The sequence below is a fragment of the Pseudomonas sp. 478 genome (assembly GCF_003254125.1).
Taxonomy (GTDB): Bacteria; Pseudomonadota; Gammaproteobacteria; order Pseudomonadales; family Pseudomonadaceae; genus Aquipseudomonas.
The window spans coordinates 331,863-347,649 of sequence record NZ_QKZG01000001.1; the positions used below are offsets into that span (position 1 = coordinate 331,863).

Annotated in this window: 9 protein-coding genes and 1 pseudogene; 1 reads left to right on the forward strand and 9 read right to left on the reverse strand. The window is 61.0% G+C overall.

Annotation, left to right across the window (positions count from 1 at the left end; genetic code table 11):
- Positions 1-32: 32 nt before the first annotated feature.
- From DFS28_RS01645 to DFS28_RS01680, 8 genes are read right to left on the reverse strand one after another with little or no spacing between them, the layout of a single operon-like run.
- Entirely contained in the window at positions 33-1,577 is a 1,545-nt protein-coding gene (locus DFS28_RS01645; RefSeq protein WP_111448298.1) for an SUMF1/EgtB/PvdO family nonheme iron enzyme, read from the reverse strand.
- A complete protein-coding gene (locus tag DFS28_RS01650; protein WP_111448299.1) occupies positions 1,567-2,790 on the reverse strand; it encodes an ABC transporter permease in 1,224 nt (407 codons plus the stop codon). The genes DFS28_RS01645 and DFS28_RS01650 overlap by 11 nt, the downstream gene beginning before the upstream one ends.
- Entirely contained in the window at positions 2,774-3,475 is a 702-nt protein-coding gene (locus tag DFS28_RS01655) for an ABC transporter ATP-binding protein (protein WP_111448300.1), read from the reverse strand. The genes DFS28_RS01650 and DFS28_RS01655 overlap by 17 nt, the downstream gene beginning before the upstream one ends.
- A 10-nt stretch (positions 3,476-3,485) precedes the next feature.
- Entirely contained in the window at positions 3,486-5,477 is a 1,992-nt protein-coding gene (locus DFS28_RS01660; RefSeq protein WP_165933982.1) for a vWA domain-containing protein, read from the reverse strand.
- Positions 5,477-6,514, reverse strand: a complete 1,038-nt coding sequence (locus DFS28_RS01665) for a hypothetical protein (protein ID WP_111448301.1) — start codon at positions 6,512-6,514, stop codon at positions 5,477-5,479. Before DFS28_RS01665 ends, DFS28_RS01660 begins: the two co-directional genes overlap by 1 nt.
- A 3-nt stretch (positions 6,515-6,517) precedes the next feature.
- Positions 6,518-9,229: a putative virulence factor gene (locus tag DFS28_RS01670; RefSeq protein WP_111448302.1), complete on the reverse strand. Its 2,712-nt coding sequence runs from the start codon at positions 9,227-9,229 to the stop codon at positions 6,518-6,520.
- The gene (locus tag DFS28_RS01675) at positions 9,226-12,291 is read right to left on the reverse strand and encodes a virulence factor SrfB (protein ID WP_111448303.1); all 3,066 of its coding nucleotides are present in this window, start codon (positions 12,289-12,291) and stop codon (positions 9,226-9,228) included. Before DFS28_RS01675 ends, DFS28_RS01670 begins: the two co-directional genes overlap by 4 nt.
- A 17-nt stretch (positions 12,292-12,308) precedes the next feature.
- Entirely contained in the window at positions 12,309-13,694 is a 1,386-nt protein-coding gene (locus DFS28_RS01680; protein WP_111448304.1) for an SrfA family protein, read from the reverse strand.
- 266 nt (positions 13,695-13,960) lie between these two features.
- Here DFS28_RS01680 and DFS28_RS01685 point away from each other — a divergent pair, with 266 nt between their 5' ends.
- Positions 13,961-15,172: an aldose 1-epimerase family protein gene (locus tag DFS28_RS01685; RefSeq protein ID WP_111448305.1), complete on the forward strand. Its 1,212-nt coding sequence runs from the start codon at positions 13,961-13,963 to the stop codon at positions 15,170-15,172.
- Between the two features lie 6 nt (positions 15,173-15,178).
- Here the strand turns inward: DFS28_RS01685 and DFS28_RS01690 are convergent.
- Positions 15,179-15,766: pseudogene (locus tag DFS28_RS01690) on the reverse strand (ATP-binding protein); the annotation flags it as partial.
- Positions 15,767-15,787: the final 21 nt, after the last annotated feature.

Here is a 15,787-nt window from a genome sequence, read left to right on the forward strand (position 1 = left end):
TGACGGTGTTGACGAGTTGTTATTAAGGTGAGTTATTGGGTAACGGTTTTGCAGCTGTTCAGCCAGGCTTCAGTGTCGATCTTCTGCTTTTGCAGGAACGCCTTCTGATTGGCCCAGTGGGTGCGCAAGTAAGGTTTGAGGTCTTGCAGCTGTTTGTTGCGGGTGATGATTTCTTCCATCACCGGGACCTGCGTTTCAAGCAATGGCTGGCCGTACAAGGTCGCCGATTCCACCAGGCTGCTGGCATAGTAGCGGCTGAGCTTGTGCAGGCGATCCTTCTGCTCGTCGAGCTTGCCTTTGCGCATGTCGCAACTGGCGTCTTTGTCCGCGCTTTCGCAATTGAGCTTGTAGTTCTTTTGCAGGAAGTCCAAGTACTGGCCGTCGTCTAGCATCTTGGTGCACAAGAATGCGCCCAGATTGAGGCTGGCGCGAATCGCCTGGTCACGGGTTTCTTCCTGCTGCTGGTTGCTGGCGCGCAACTTGTTTTCCAGGGCCTGGAGTTTTTCCTTGAGCGCTTTGTCTTCGACGCCCGAGGCCAGGCTGTTCAGAGACTGAACGGTGCCTTTGTCGGCGGATTCGGTTTCCTTGCTGCCGGTGCCGAGTTTCTTCCAGCTGCTTTCAATGCTGGCGACCCGTTCGCGAGAGGTGAGGGTCGGTGAGACCATGACCAGGCGCAGGCCGGTGGTTTTGTTTTTCACCTGACCGTCGGCGTTGTAGTACGGCTGTTCCTTGCGCAAAGCCGTGCGCAGGTCAGCCTGAGCGGTCAGGTAGTTGCCGCCACGGATCACATAGCCGCCGGCCTGACCGTGCTGGCGATCAAGTTTGTTCAGGCGAAACGGCTCGAACATCATTTCGTCGACGTTGCCGAGCATGTCGTGCAGGCCCAGAGGATTGGGCTTTTGCAGGCCGGACAACTGCACTTTACCGTTGGACGATTGCGCCCCGGCGAACCACTCGTAGGCGTTGATGCCTTCCGGCATCGGGTAGTGCGTATCACGGAATTCCGCGGCGCCGACTTCCAGCCCGCCACGCGCGGCGAACTCCCACTCGACTTCAGTCGGCAGGCGCAGGAAGCCCTGTGCGCCGTCCTCCTTGGGCAACTTGTCGGCGGCGTTTTTGCGCAACCACAGGTTGTACTTGTCGGCGGCTTCGATAGCTTGCACCCAGCTCACTGCGGTTTGCGGCACGCGCATTTTGGTGGCGGCGGTGGGGCAGGTTGCGTCGGTCAGCGCGGCGTATTGCAGCTGACTCATCTCGTACTTGGCCATCAGGTAGTAGCGGGATTTGTCGTTCTTGGCGCCTGTGAAACTGCCGGCGATGAACGTCGGTCGGGTCTGTTCGACGTAGCCATATTCCGCGCCGTCCTGACCAATGTTGATCGGGTAGTCATCGAGCGGCCCGGCCAAGGGGATGAACACTTTGCGAAAGACCATCGAGCCTTCGCAGGGCATCGGCAGCACCACGTCGGCGGCGTCCGGCATCGGGTTATAAAATTTCTCTTCCCAGCCCGCCGCCGAGGCGTCGAGCATATAGCCGAGGCTCAGGGGCAACAGCAAGCCAAAACGTTTATAGCTCACGTAGACTCTCCGCAGGTTGGATGTTGATGGCTCGCAGGGCGCCGATCACGGCCACCAATGCAGCGACCAAAAAAGTCAGGAGCAGGGCAGCGAGGCCATGCCAGACAGTGATGTGGCAAACGAAGGTGCCGGTGGCCTGGCTGCTGCCGAGCAGGTAATCGAACAGATGACTGCCGACGGCATAAAACCCCAGCCCGCCAACGTAGCCGGCCAGGCTCAGCACCAGCGCTTGCAGGACCACGAAACCGCCGACGGCCCGGCGCTTGAAACCCAGCAAACGCAGGACCGCGAGGCTTTTGCGTTTGCGGTCGATGTTGGCCAGGAACGCGCCGACCATCGACGCCACGCAGCCAATCAGCGCCGCCACGGCGATTACGCCGAAAATCAGCCCCAGCACATGGTTGATGGCTTTGACGTTGTCGATGTCGGCCAGTCGGCTCGAGGTTTCGATGTGTTGTTCGTTGAGCCAGTGCTCCAGCGGCGCGACTTGATCGATGTCGCGCGCATACACGCGGGCGCGGGCGTACAGCGGTTGCAGATCGCCCAGAGGCTTGCCGGTGACAACGCCGAACGCACTGACCTGATACCCGTCGCGAAAGCGCTCCAGATCCAGCAGCAGCGGCGGGGCGACAAACCCGGCCGCACGACCGAAGCGCGCACCGTCGAGTACCGCCAGCACCGTCAGCGTCATCTCGCCGCGTTCATTGACACCTTCCAGACGACGCAACACCCGCAGCTGCACGCTGTCGCCGGCCTTGGCCTGCAAACTTTGCGCGGCGCGGGCGCTGAGGATCACTTGATTGCCGACCGGGTTGAGCGACGGCAGATCCAGTTGTGGATCGCCAGGTTCCGTGGCAATGATTTCCGCACCTTCGACAAACCGTTGCATGCCGATCCACAGGTCAGCCTGGGTATTGAGCGAGCGCGTCTGGCCGAGGGCAAAACCGGTTTCGGGGCGCAGGCGCAAACGCTCGATCCAGGCTGTGTCGTAGTTGCCGTTGCTGAGCATCTTCACTTCAAGGTTGCGCGGGTCGCGCAGCAGTTCGTCCTGCAACTGGCTGACCACCCCGTGCTTGAGCCCGAACAGCAGCAACAACGGCGCAATCACCGCCACCAGCGACGCGGCGATGCACAGCGAGACCTTGCGGTCGTGCCAGAGGTCTTGCAGCGCCAGGGAGCCCAGCAGGCGCAAGCGATCAGTCCATCGGTTCAAACAGTGTTTCTCCCTGACGGCTGATAGCGCCGAGCCGCGGCAAGCCGAAATCTTTCAGCAAGGCCCAGTCATGGGACACAACGAGCGCGCTCAAACCCATGCTCGACACCAGGCTCAGCAGCAACTCGAACAAACGCCGGGCGCTGTGAGGGTCGAGCGCAGCGGTCGGCTCGTCGGCCAACAGCAGCAGCGGCTCATGGGCAATGGCGCGCACACAGGCAACGCGCTGGCGCTCACCGATCGACAAGGCCTGCGGTTGTTTATCCAGCAACCCTTGCAGGCGCAGCACGTCAACGGCGTGGTCGATGTGCTCGCTCTTCACCGACATCCCGAGCAAACGGCGCGGCAGGCTGATGTTGTCCCGCACGCTCAGGAACGGCAGCAAGCCGCCGCTCTGCAAAATGAACCCCAAGTGCCGTGAACGCACCGCTGCAAGCGCCGGCTGGTCATCCGTGGCGAGCAATTGGGCAATGTCTTGAGCGTGCGCCGCGCCCAGGCGAAAGCGCTCGAGTTCCACCGGCGCGAGTAACAGGCCGATGGCTTCGAGCAAGGTGCTTTTGCCGCTGCCGCTCTCGCCGGTGATGGCAAGGATTTCTCCGGCGCCGACCTGCAAGTGCGGCAGTCGCACATGATGAGCCTGTGCGCCTTCACCACGGCGCACCAGCAGGTTCTTGATATCGAGCATCGGCGTCTCGTTAAGGCATCATTTCCAGTGGCACGGGATACACGTTGTCCCGTGCATCACTGTCCTTGGCTAAAGCGACCCAACGGTCGACATCCGCGTTGTAACGCTGGTAATGCCGCAGTTTGGTGTTCAGCGTGCGGATGAATTTCTCTTGCGCCAGACCGTCCCAGCTCTTCCAGGTCTCTTCATCCAGATTCAGCACTTCGCTCTGATAGGGCAGGTCTTCGAGGTACTCGCCGAGCACACCCATGTCCGCCAGTTTGGCGTTGCTGTTCTGTTTGAGCTGATTGGGATCGGCGCCCATGGTCGCCGCCACCGAACGCAGGCGATCGAACATTTCCGTCGGTGAAATCAGGCCTTCGTTGGCCGCGTCGAGAATCTTCTTCATCACGTCGCTCAAGTCGCTGAGCTGGGATTTGGTCAGCAGCACCCGCACGTCGGTGGTCGGGATGTTCTGCTTGATCAGGTCACGGTCGCTGATCCACGCCTTGAACACCGGCGGGGCCTTGCTGTTGGTCTTCTCGCCGAGGTAGGCGAGTTGCATGGCGTGGCCGATCAGCGCCGCGTCTTCGAGCATTTTCTTCTCGGCCGGGTCCTGCTTGGCATTCGCCGCACTGCCGATGGCGTCCTCGCCCATGTAGGCGGCTTTCACCTGAGAGGTGATCGCGGCGGCCAGTGCGTCGACCTTGCGCCCGAACTCATGAATATCGCCAGCGTTCACCGGGTAATACAGCGAGGTGTTGGTGCCCGGGTAGGTCGACAGGTTCTGGTACTGCGCCTCGGCCTTGGCGTGGTCCTTGGCCCCGGCCGGGGTTTTCAAGTGCAGGGTGTAAATCGCCACGCCCGGATTGGCGGCTTCGATGCGCACCTGCGCGGCGCTCAAACCGGTCTTGGACAGTTTGTCGTCACCTTCGATGGCGCCCGCGTCGGTGATCAACACCACGTAGCGCGCGCCGAACTGGCTCCAGTCGACCTTGTCGATGCTCTCCATGACGCCGGCAAACGAGTCTTCATCGAAGCTGCTGCTCGACACGGAGGCCTGTTTGAGGTCGGCGATCTTGGCGAAAAAGTCGGCGCTGTCTTTCACTTTGGTAGGGTCGGCGTACATCTTGGTGGTGTATTCGAGCCCCGGCACCGCCTGGGTGTTGGAGCGGAAAGCGACCATGCCGAACTTGACCTGCTTGCCGAGGTTCTGCGCTTCGATCCGCTGATAAACCTTGCGGATCGCCTCGCGGGTGCGGTCGATGTACGGATCCATCGAGATCGTCGAGTCGATGACGAACACCACCGCCGCACTGAATTCCTTCAGTTGGTTGGCGTTTTTGTCTTCGGCGGCCTTGCCACCGGTAGCGCTGTTGGCAGCACCACCCTTGGCGTTCTTGTCATCCGGCTTGCTGACCGACGCGACGTTGAGCAGGCGCGTGCGGAAACCGCCTTCGGTCATGACTTCTTCGCCACTGAGCACCGGCAGCAGGTAGAACTGCTTTTGCAGGTCGACGAAGTATTCAGGTTCTTCAGCCAGGACGCCCGGTGCTTGTTGGCCCTTTTTCAGCGTGGCCCGCAGCGGCGCGACTTTGCTGACCGGGTCCGGCGCATCGAGGATGCCTTCGACGGTGGCGCGGTCCTTGAAGAACAGCAACCGGTCGCGGTTGGCCGGGTTGGTGAAGGCCAGTGTCAGCTGCATCTTCCAGTCGGTGGTGCAGCCGGCCGGCAGCCAGCCAATGGTTTTGCCGTAGCTGTCGGGGCCGACTTTCAGCCATTCGGCGTTGTTCGCTTGGGCGCGCTCGTACACATAAAAGCGGCTGAAGACCGGTTGTGCGTCACCGGCGGCACCGCCCGCTGTCGGGCTGATCTTGCAGCCTGGGGTGGTCAGTACGCGTTGGAACAAGGTCTTTTTACCGGCCTGGATCAGCGGTTTGTCATCGGCCTGGGACAGCGGGCTGATACACAGCGCCAACAATGCGGCACCGCTCAACAGGAATCGACTCACGGGCGAACGCATCACTTCTGCAACTCCTCGAAACGCTGCTTGGCTTCGGCGTTGTTCGGGTCCTGGGTGAGGATGGTTTCGTACCAATAGGCCGCCGTGGCGTTGTCCGCGACCGGGAAGCACTCGCTGGCCTTCAGGTATTTAGGGTCGTATTCGCGGGCATAGGCATTGGCGATCAGCGCGTCACCGGCCTGGGCACGGTTGGCGTACAAGCGCTGGGCGACACCGCAGTGTTTGCCGGCCTTGGCCTGGTTGATGATCTCCAGCAACTTGGCACTGTCGGGCGCCGCCTTGATGCAGGTCTGGACGAAGGTCAATTCGGGCAGGCTGTTCATGCTCTCCAGGGTGCAGGCTTGAGCGTCGGCGCCGGCCGGTGCGGCGGCAGCGGATGTGGCCACCGGGGCAGTCGCCGGAGTGCGTTTGTAGAACCAGAATCCAGCGCCCGCGGCCAGCAGCAACAACACGACAACCAACAGGCCGATCAGGCCTTTGTTGCTTTTCTTCACCGGTGCGGGAGGCGGCGTGTAGGCGCGCTCGGTGAGCACCGACTCCAATTCCAGTTCTGGCTCGGCGGTGGACAGGGTCAGCTCAGGCAACTCCGGGATCTCGGGGATTTCCGGTGCCGGTGCCGGCGCACTCGGCGCCGTCAGTTCGGCGCCGCCGTACGTCGAGCGCGTCTGGCCGCCAGCCGTGGACGGCAAAACGCCAACGCCTGGCCGAACCACGCCTCTGTCAGTGTGGGCTTGGTTCTGTTCGCGCAGTTCGATCTGGAACTGCGAGTTGGCGCCGCCTTCCAGCAGCGGGTCGACCACGTCCGGGCCGACCTGGGCTTCCAGGCCTTCGCCGCTGGCCGTGACGTTGAAACGCGAGACCTTGAACCAGAATGGATTGTTGCTCCAGGCCTTGTGGTCCTGGAGGTAAAAACCGTCCTGGTTACGCTGAATGGAGAACTCCAGCTGTTCCTCGCCACCCTGCCATTTCTTCACAGTGAGGCGGGCCTGGCCAGGCACATTGGGCTCTAACGCGAGCAGGTCGACACGAATTGGCATTGCTTATCTCGCTGTGAAGGCTGTGAGCACTTGGCCCAGCCGTTCATTCTGTTCAGGGGTGATTTCACGTCCGGCGCCATGGCCGGCATTGTCCTGCGTGAGGTAGGCCAGGCCCGAGAGCCAGTCGCCGAGATACCGCTGCGCCTGATTCGCCGGTTGCGCCGGTAGCACGGGCACTTGTCCCGGACTGATGTCGGTGTAGTACGAGAACAGCGGCGCCTTGGCGCCGGCGCGGCTGTTCGGACGCTCGCTTACCGGTTTCTGGAGGTAGCCGAACCAGGACACGAAATCGCGCAGTACCCGTTGCACTTCCAGGACCTGGCGCTCAACCAGTTGATCGCGCCGTGCGCCGCTTTGTGCGCGTTTGAGGACCGCACGGCTCAGTTGCCCCGGCAAGTCCTGGCGATAGCCGGCGGTGATCAATTCGTCGACCACCGCTTCCAGCAAGGCTTTTTCCAACCCCAGGAGGTTGAGCAGGCTTTGCCGGGTGGTCAGTTCACGCAGGTGCGCGATCCAGGCCTTGAATGCCGCTTTGGCGAATCGGTGTTCGTTGCTTTGCAGTTCGGGCGCCGGGGTGCCGGTGTTGCTGCTGGCCGGCACGTCGTGGCTCAGGTCGTCACCGAAGTCGAAGTCGAAACCAGCGTCGTCGCCGTACAGGCTCTGGCTCGGTGTCGGGGCGACTGGCTCGTCCTTCGCGGCCGGCTCGTCATCAGTTTCGTACACACCACTGAGGTACAGGTCGCGCACCTCTTCGCTCGGCATGTCGAGTTGATCGATCAGCTCGCCGAGCACTGCCGGGCGACGGCCCAGGCCGGTCAGAATCATCTGCGCCAGGGCTTTCTTGGCGGCGGCAGCACCGTCGTCGTCGGCGTGGTACCAGGTGCTCAGACCGTGAGTGGTCAGGCCTTCGAGGCATTCGCTCAATTGCTCGCGGATGCGCTGCAATTTGAATTCGATATTGGCCACGCCTTTGAAACTGCCGCTGAAGTGGCTGATGCCACCGTCATCGTTGCGCAGCATTTCTTTCCAGGCGTTGGCAGGATCGTGGATGTGTTTGCACACCAGGTCGTTGCTGGCGAAGCTGGTACCCAGCGCGCTGACACGGTCCTGATAGCTGGCATTGAGGCCCGTTTCGGCACCCGTCGCGTCTTGTTCGATGAACGCCGCGTCCATGCGCGGTTTACGCACCAGGTAGGTGTTCTGGAACGGTGTGCCGGCCCAGTCGCTCATCCAGCTCAGGCTGCCGAAGCGCTCGAGCATGGTCAGCTTGACCATGCCGTTCCAGCTCTCGTCGTACTGATCAGGCGTCAGGCTCAGGGAGTTGGTGATGCGCAGGTCGAGCATGGTCAGCGCCCAGATCAGACCGGTTTCGCGCTTGCTGCGAGCGGCCGAGTCGGCGCCCTGGGTCTTTTCGATCCAGCGGGTCAACACCGGGCCTACGTCGTTGACGTCGCTCTGCTTGGTCGAACCGGTGCAAACCACCAGCGCATTCATTTCCTGGTTATCGGTGTAGCGTTCGAACAGGTAGGCGACCTTGCCACGCAGGATCAGCTGCGAAACGGAGTTGTCCTTGGTGGCGGATTGCGGGTCGTTGGAGTCGGCGATCTCGTGCAGTTTCTGGCGCCCGCGATAACCGGGGAAATCCAGCAGATCGACCTGATTGACGATGTCATCCACCGGCGCTTCGATCAGGCGGAAGGTCATTTCGGCCGTCAACGCTGCCAGTTGTGCAACCGGAATTGCCTGACTGTTTTGCAGGCGATCGCCAACCAGTGGTCGAACGTCGATCGGCAAGTCCCGTGGGCTGCCGAAGCGTTCGAGAATGTCGACGTTCATGATGCTGTCGCGCTGGCTGTAGGTGTCGTTTTCGAAACTCACCAAGGCCTTCAACGGTGCGAATACGGTCTCGGGCAGGCCTAGTTTGTGCAGCGCACCGGCCAGTTGCTGATACACGCGTGTCAGTTCGCTTTGCTCGCCCCAGAGGATCGAAAACAGCTCGGCCCGTTCCTGGAAATTCAGGCGTGGCGCCAGTTGCAGTGCTTTGGGCCAGTACAGGTGCTCAAGTTTCTTCACCGAGTTGCGGAAGTTGTCCCGCAGGTAATCCCACAGCGACACCAGATCATCGGCGTTGACGCCCGTTTGCAGTGGCCCGGTTTCGCGGCCTTCGAACGGTTTGAGTACGCGCTGGATGCGTTCTTCGTCGATCTCGTAGGAAATGCGCTCAAGGTCGAAATCCTTAAACCAGGAGTTGGCGAGAATCTTCGCCAGCTCGATTTCCTTGAACAGCGTGAGTTCTACCGGAAAGTCATTGTCCTGACTCTCCGTGGCCCGACGGCTGAAGCGCGTCACCAGGCCGGTGGCCTCCTTGCCGCCACCCACCGGGTTGATGTGCTTGATGAAGTCCAGGCGCTGGCCACCGAAATCAGTTTCCAGCTTGCCGTTCTGACCGGCGGCAAGGGCCGAAATCAGGTAGGACTTGCCGGCCTGGGACAAGCCAAAAAAACCAATGGTCATCGGCGTGCAGGCCACGCGACCGAGGCTGTGAGCCAGGTTGCGGGCGCGGTGCAGGCGGATGTTCAGGTTGTCGGCTTCGCTGTCCAGGCGTGGCGCGTTGCCGCGCGTCTGGGCAATCCAGTCCAGCGCCTGACCGGCACCGTTATAAACAGCGGCCCAACTGGCAGAGAGCTGAGTTTGATCGGGGGTCAGATCATTCATTTGCGTTTCACACTTCCACTGTCGAGCCAGTACTTGGTCTCGCTCAGGCCGGCGTCGAGCATGGTGTTGAGTTCCAGCTCGAGGTCGCTGCGCGGGTTGAAGTTGACGTTGTTACTGTTGGATTCGATGTCGCGAACCGAGAGACGGTCGCTGACCAGATCCTGCTTGCGTGTGTACTTGTCCGCCGGCTTGACCTCGAACCGCACCTTGAGCAGCGGCGCGCTACCGTTTTCACCGATCGCGCGGGAAAACTTCTCCCGACCGGCCTTGGTGAACCGCAAGGTATACAGCGGCGACGCGGCCCAGCGGTCGGCGGCCAACTGACGGAAACCGAGGCGCAGATCGCCGCGCATTTCCAGTTGTGGCGTGTCGGCGGCATCGCCAACGCCGATTTCCGGCAGCTTGATTTTGTAGTCTTCGGACTGGATGTCGCGGTACAGCACGTCGGCATCCTTGATCACGTTGTTCAGGTCGATCACGCCGATGTGCTTGACCGTCGAATATGGCTTGAGCGCCGAAGCACGGAAGTAGAAGTTCGGCACGCTGTGGTTGGCGCACAACAGGCAGAGCATGGCGCCCACCGACGCGGTGCTTTTCGGGTCGTCGATCCGGCCGTTCTTGTGGAACGGGTACCAGCCGCCAGTACGGTAGTTTTGCAGCGCCAGAATGCGCCCCGGTGGCAGCGGCAACACCTTGCGAATGAACGCCTGGATGCCGGGCAGGCGGGAAGGGCGGCCGGTCAGCAGCAAGACATCGCACGGGTAATGCGCGACCACTTCACACAGCGCACCGAGAATCTTGGTGATGTTGATCTGGTCGTTGAGGAACGCGGCGTGAAGCTTCTGCAGGTCGAAACTGATCGGCGCATCATACAGGTCGAAACCGCTCTGACCGCCGACATCGCGACGCACGGCGGCGTTGACGTAGTCGAGCACGGTCTGGCTGATCCCGTTGTCACCGATCAATTGACGGTAGCTTTGCGGGGTGACTTCTTGCGGCACTTGCGGATCGTAATGCTCGTACGCCTTGAGCAGCGCCAGGCCCAGCGGGGCGAAAACCTGCAGGTTCAATTGCTGGCGCAGGATCATGTCCTGGGCGCTGACCGATTCATCGCCACACAGGCGTGACATCAGCGAATCCGGGGCTTTCACGCCGGCGTTCTGCAAAGCTTTTTCGAAGCTTGGCAGGATAAAGTCCTGGATCACGTCCAGCAGGATGTCATCACCGGCCACTTTGAAACCATCGCGAAAGCGCTGCTCGGGCACGATGTGCACGTTGCTGCCGCTGCCGGTGTTGCCAGCGCGGTCGAGGCGATAGTCGGTGATCACCAGGTCCGTGGTGCCGCCGCCGATGTCGATGGTTGCCAGGGTGATGCGTTCGCGGTCGGTCTTGTCGGGGCGGGCGATGGTGTCGAAAAACTCTTCCGGGTGACCGGCGAAATTCTCGTTGACCTCGGTGTACAGGTACACCAACTGGCCGCAAGAGGCTTCGTCCCATTCCACGCGGATACTCGGGATCGGCGTGCGCGGGCTGACGGCCTGATCCTGATGTGGATCCTCTTCGCCGACATGCCAGCCGAGGCTCTTCCACACCAGGCCGATGGCTTGCAGCATGCGTTCGTTGAGGATGCTGCGCTCGGCCTGCGGCATGCCCGGCGGCACGGTCAGGGTGATGCTGTTGAGCTGACGCGGCACCCGGGTGTGACCCTGGCGGGAACGCTGGGCCGGGCTGTTGATTTGCGACAGCGCCTGGGCCAGCACTTCGGCGAGCATGAAGGTCATCAGCGAGCTGCGCGAGTAACGCGGCATGAACACCGGCAGACGATCGTCTTCTTCGAGGCTGTAAAGCGCCTCGCCGGTTTCATTGATCAGGTGCGAGAACGGCGCGGCCGTGGCGTACGGCTCGCTGTCGGTCTTGATGTACGAACAGTTGAAGCGCCAGCCGTGGCCGTAGGCGTTTTCATCCCACAGATAACGTTTCGGGCTGGACAGGCCAGTGGAACCTTCGGTACCGCGACGACGGCTGGCCAGACGGCTGGCCTCATTGCCGACGCGGGCAATCGTCGCCCACTGGAACGCATCGTGCCGGCCGCTCTTGACCGAACAGTGGTCCTTGCCGAAGTACGCCTGGGCGAATTCCACGCGGCTTTCGAACGGCAGATTGTAGGTGTGTTCGGGGGTGATCAGGTCGCGCAGTTCCAGCACGTAATTTTGCTTCAGCCCGGAGCCGGCCTGACCGTGGTTCTCGATCAGGATGCCGCAGGTGCGCGAGTTGCCGACGTCCAGCACCAGGTCCACCGGAATCGGTTTGACCAGGCCATTGCTGTCGTTGGCGACTACTTTCAGCTCAGGGATTTCAACTTTCGCACGGGCCGTCGACTGTTGGGCGGCGGACGGTGTGCTCAACAGGCTAAGCAAGTTGAGGTAGTGCGCCAGGTGATAGTTGGCGCGGATATCGGTGTCCAGCTCGGCCCGCGAGCGGTGGGCATTGCCCTCGTTGAACACTTCCAACAGCCACTCGTTGACCCACGGCTGGGCCAGGAACCAGCGGGTTTCGCTGGCCTTCGTCGCCAGTTTGAAGGACACGCCGGAGCTGATGTCTTCTTCGTTGGGCGCCAGGTAAGCGGTGCCGTCACGCTTGGGCATCACGCGGCTGTCGAACGCCATCGTCAGGCGGTGGGTGTTGCCGTCGATGTCGGGCGTCGCCAGCTTCACCAGACGCATGCGCGACCAGTTGGTCGGGCCTTCGTCGAAGCGATGCGGCGGCATGAAGCGGAAAAACGGGGTCGGCAGCCAGATACCGTCCAGCAACTCGAGGCTGCTTTTCATATCGACGCTGAACGCAGGTTTGGCTTTCTCGACCTTTTCCGGTTCAGGTTCGTAGAAAAAGAAGTCTTTCTCTTCGTTGTACGACAGGCGGCAGATCAGCCCGCTGATCATCGGCGCGAACTCGCCCGCCGGTTCCTTGCGAGGATCCAGACGCAGCGCGAAATCCATGAACTGGATGCCGGTGTCGCTGACCAGCGTGACGGTGTCTTCGAATTGGGTGACTTCAGGCAACATTTCGGGTTATTCCGTTTTTATTCGGCCACGTGCCGCATGGACATGGGGAATTGTTCTTTGCCGTAACCGCCGGTGCAGTCTGCGACTGTGGTCGCCCCTTTGCGGCAGTTGACCTTGGGCATGTCGTAAGTGCTGCCATCGCCACACACCGCCTGGCCCTGACTGTCGATGGCCAGGCTGCCACCTTTCATAGTAGCGCTCACCGGCCCGCTGCATTTCGTGCCGTCGGCCTGGTGTACGATGACTTCGCCTTTACCGTCCTTGAGCTGGTATTCCAGACGCAGGGGTTTGCCGGTTCGGCGATCCTGAATACCGGCACCGGCGCGGAACTGACCGTCGAGGAACTTGGCGGCACCGTCGGCGGCGTCTGGCGGAATGCTCAGGGGCGGGCCGGGTTTTGCGGCGGCGGATTTTTCGGCCTCGGGCGATGTGATATCCGGCGGCGCAGTCTTGTTTTCCGGTGGTGCGGTTGGCGATTCGGCTATCGGGTCTGCTGCCGGGTCTTTGGCGGGGTCTTGGGTCACGCCGGCCGGCGCTGCATCAGCTTCGTTGCCCTCGACCGCCGGCGCTTCCACGTCCTGGGTTCCGGTCACAGCGGTGCCGGTTCCCGTGGTGGAGCCTACAACGGTGCCCGTCACCGGAACGCCATTGAGCGTCGTGGCATGGCCGGTCAGTTGTGGTTCTTCCCGTTGCCTTTCAACAGGCACGACGCCCTCGGGGAGCAGATCGACCGCCACCAGCGGAATCGGCACGCAACCGCGCAAGCCCAGTAATAGCCACAAAAGCAGCAGCAACAAAGGCAGCAGCAACAGCCACCACCAGCGCCGCCACCACGGACGAGCAATCACCGGCACGACGGGCGGCGCCACCACGGGCGCGGCTTCGACCACCGGGGGCAGCGTAAACGCGGGCGGAACTTGATAGAGGCAGTGCAGAGGATCGCGATTGCCGGTACCGGCATGCTCGAAGCCCCAAAAGGTCAGCACCGGCTTGCCTTGCACCAGGTAGACGAAGTTTTCATCGGGGAAATGAATCACACGCTTGAGCAGCTTGCCGAACACGGCTTTGTCGCCTTGCTGCTGTTCGGCTGGATCATTGCCCAGGAAACGCTGGCTCAATTCGTCGAGCGAGGTCTTCAGCGCTTCGAGTTGGCGGCGTGCAGGGGCGCGTTCTTCTTCAGTCGCGCTGCTCCACGGGATCACATCGCCGTCGAGGCCGCTGTACCAGTCAATCTGGTTGCCGAGTTCATCGCTTTGAGGGATGGCCAGGTGATCGACCATTTCAGGGTTCTTGCGGCGAATGGCTTCGCGCAATTGCAGGGCTGCCCGGTAAACCGGTTGACCTGTTTCGCCCAGGGCAGTGAATGACCCGCTCTTACCGCTGCGTAATAGTGCCCCGCGCATTCAAACTCCGTATGTTCCGCTGCGCAAAAATGACAGACAAAAGTGTCTGCGCTTGCTCCTGCAATTAGCTGGCGACCTTAATGTCACAATGATGTCGCCGTCAATCTGCCGGAGGTTCAAAACCGTATGAGACTAGCGTAAGCGTGCGGAGGTTGCATGAGGTCAATTTAAATTGGCTCGGGAAGGCTCGGGTGTACGTTTTTTAGGCTTGCTGAATCGTTTCATCAGCGCTATAAAAAACGCACAACTCCAAGAAAGGCTTCCCCATGACTCCGCTCAAATTCGTCGTTGCCTTTGGCGCACTGTCCGCCTCCCACGCCATGGCCTGGGATTACGTCCTGCTCGACAGCGACAAGGCTGCCCAAAACTGGCAGGTCACCAGCCAACAACTCGGTGTAAAAACCGACAAACCCTTCTCCGTGACCCTTCGTAACTTGCACGGCGGTCGGCAGGAGGGCGTCAGCATCGTCGACATCGATAACGGCACGATGAAACTCTCGGTGGTGCCGACCCGTGGCATGAACGTCCTGCAGGCGACGGTCGGTAATGTGCGCATGGGTTGGGATTCGCCGGTCAAGGACGTGGTCAATCCGTCCTTCATCGAACTCAACGGTCGCGGCGGGCTGGGCTGGCTCGAGGGCTTTAACGAACTGGTCACCCGCTGCGGCTACGAGTGGGTCGGTCACCCCGGCATGGACAACGGTGAACTGCTGACGCTCCACGGTCGCGCCGCCAACATCCCGGCCAGCAAAGTCACGTTGCACATCGATGAAAAACCACCCTACGCCATCAGCCTGCGCGGCGAGCTCAAAGAGCAGGCGTTCAAGAAAGTCGACTTCTCGGTGATGACTGAGCTGGTCACCGAACCTGGCAGCGTTGCTTTTACCCTCAATGACACCCTGACCAACAACGGTGATTATCCGAAGGAATATCAGGCGCTGTATCACAGTAACTTCAGCACCCCATTCCTGGAGCAGGGCGCTCGTTTTGCCGCACCGGTGAAACAGGTGTCGCCGTTCAATGACAAAGCCAAAGGGGATTTGCCGGATTGGCAGACTTACCGCGCGCCGACCAAGGACTACGACGAGACGGTTTACAACGTGGTGCCTTATGGCGATGCCAAGGGTGACACGTTGACTGTGCTGCATAACAAGGCCGGCAGCCTCGGGGTTTCCGTGGGTTTTAATACTCAACAGTTGCCGGTGTTCTCCCTGTGGAAAAACACGGACACCCAAGGGCAGGGCTATGTCACGGGTCTTGAACCGGGGACGAGCTTTTCCTACAACCGTCGGTATCAGCGGCCGATTGGTTTGGTGCCGATGATTGGGGTTAAAGAGCAGAAGCAGTTTCAGATCAGGTACAGCTTGCTGGCGGATAAAGGGGCTGTGGAAAAGGCGTTGAAGACGGTGAGTGATATTCAGGGTGGGCGGGAGACTGAGGTGAGGCAGGCGCCGTTGGTGGATCTCACCAAGGAATAATCCCTGCTAATTTGTGCTCGGCCGGTATTGCAGCGCCTCGGCCAAGTGCTCGCGAGTGATGCCATCGACTTGCTCAAGGTCCGCCAGGGTGCGCGCCACTTTGAGCAGTCGATGGGCTGACCTTAGCGACAAGGTCAGTCGTTCACACGCAGTTTCCAGCCAGGTTTCGTCGGCTGTGGATAAGTTGCAGTGGCGACGCAGGCCTGGCAGATCGAGAAAGGCGTTGGCGCAGCCCTGACGTTTGTGTTGCCGTTCTCGTGCATCGGCGACCAGAACAGCGGCGGTGGCCGTGTCGTCTCCGGGTTTCAGCGCAGGGTTCAATGCTGTGGCTTCCCGAGCGACGGTCAGGTGCAGGTCGATCCGATCCAGCAGCGGTCCCGACAGCTTGTTGCGGTAACGCTGGACCATGTCCGGTGTACAACTGCATTTGCCGCTGGGTTCGCCAAGATATCCACAGGGGCACGGGTTCATCGCGGCCACTAATTGAAAGCGAGCCGGAAATCTCACGCGATCCTTGGCGCGGGAAATCACGATGTGACCGGATTCCAGTGGTTCCCTTAAGACTTCCAGCACCTTTCGATCGAATTCCGGGATTAGAATCCTTGGCTACACTGT

What these genes read in the sequence shown, in the direction of transcription:
- DFS28_RS01655 (WP_111448300.1), bottom strand. Translation starts at nt 3,475, where the DNA reads ATGCTCGATATCAAGAACCTGCTGGTGCGCCGTGGTGAAGGCGCACAG.
- DFS28_RS01660 (WP_165933982.1), bottom strand. Translation starts at nt 5,477, where the DNA reads ATGCGTTCGCCCGTGAGTCGATTCCTGTTGAGCGGTGCCGCATTGTTG.
- DFS28_RS01665 (WP_111448301.1), bottom strand. Translation starts at nt 6,514, where the DNA reads ATGCCAATTCGTGTCGACCTGCTCGCGTTAGAGCCCAATGTGCCTGGC.
- DFS28_RS01670 (WP_111448302.1), bottom strand. Translation starts at nt 9,229, where the DNA reads ATGAATGATCTGACCCCCGATCAAACTCAGCTCTCTGCCAGTTGGGCC.
- DFS28_RS01675 (WP_111448303.1), bottom strand. Translation starts at nt 12,291, where the DNA reads ATGTTGCCTGAAGTCACCCAATTCGAAGACACCGTCACGCTGGTCAGC.
- DFS28_RS01680 (WP_111448304.1), bottom strand. Translation starts at nt 13,694, where the DNA reads ATGCGCGGGGCACTATTACGCAGCGGTAAGAGCGGGTCATTCACTGCC.
- DFS28_RS01685 (WP_111448305.1), top strand. Translation starts at nt 13,961, where the DNA reads ATGACTCCGCTCAAATTCGTCGTTGCCTTTGGCGCACTGTCCGCCTCC.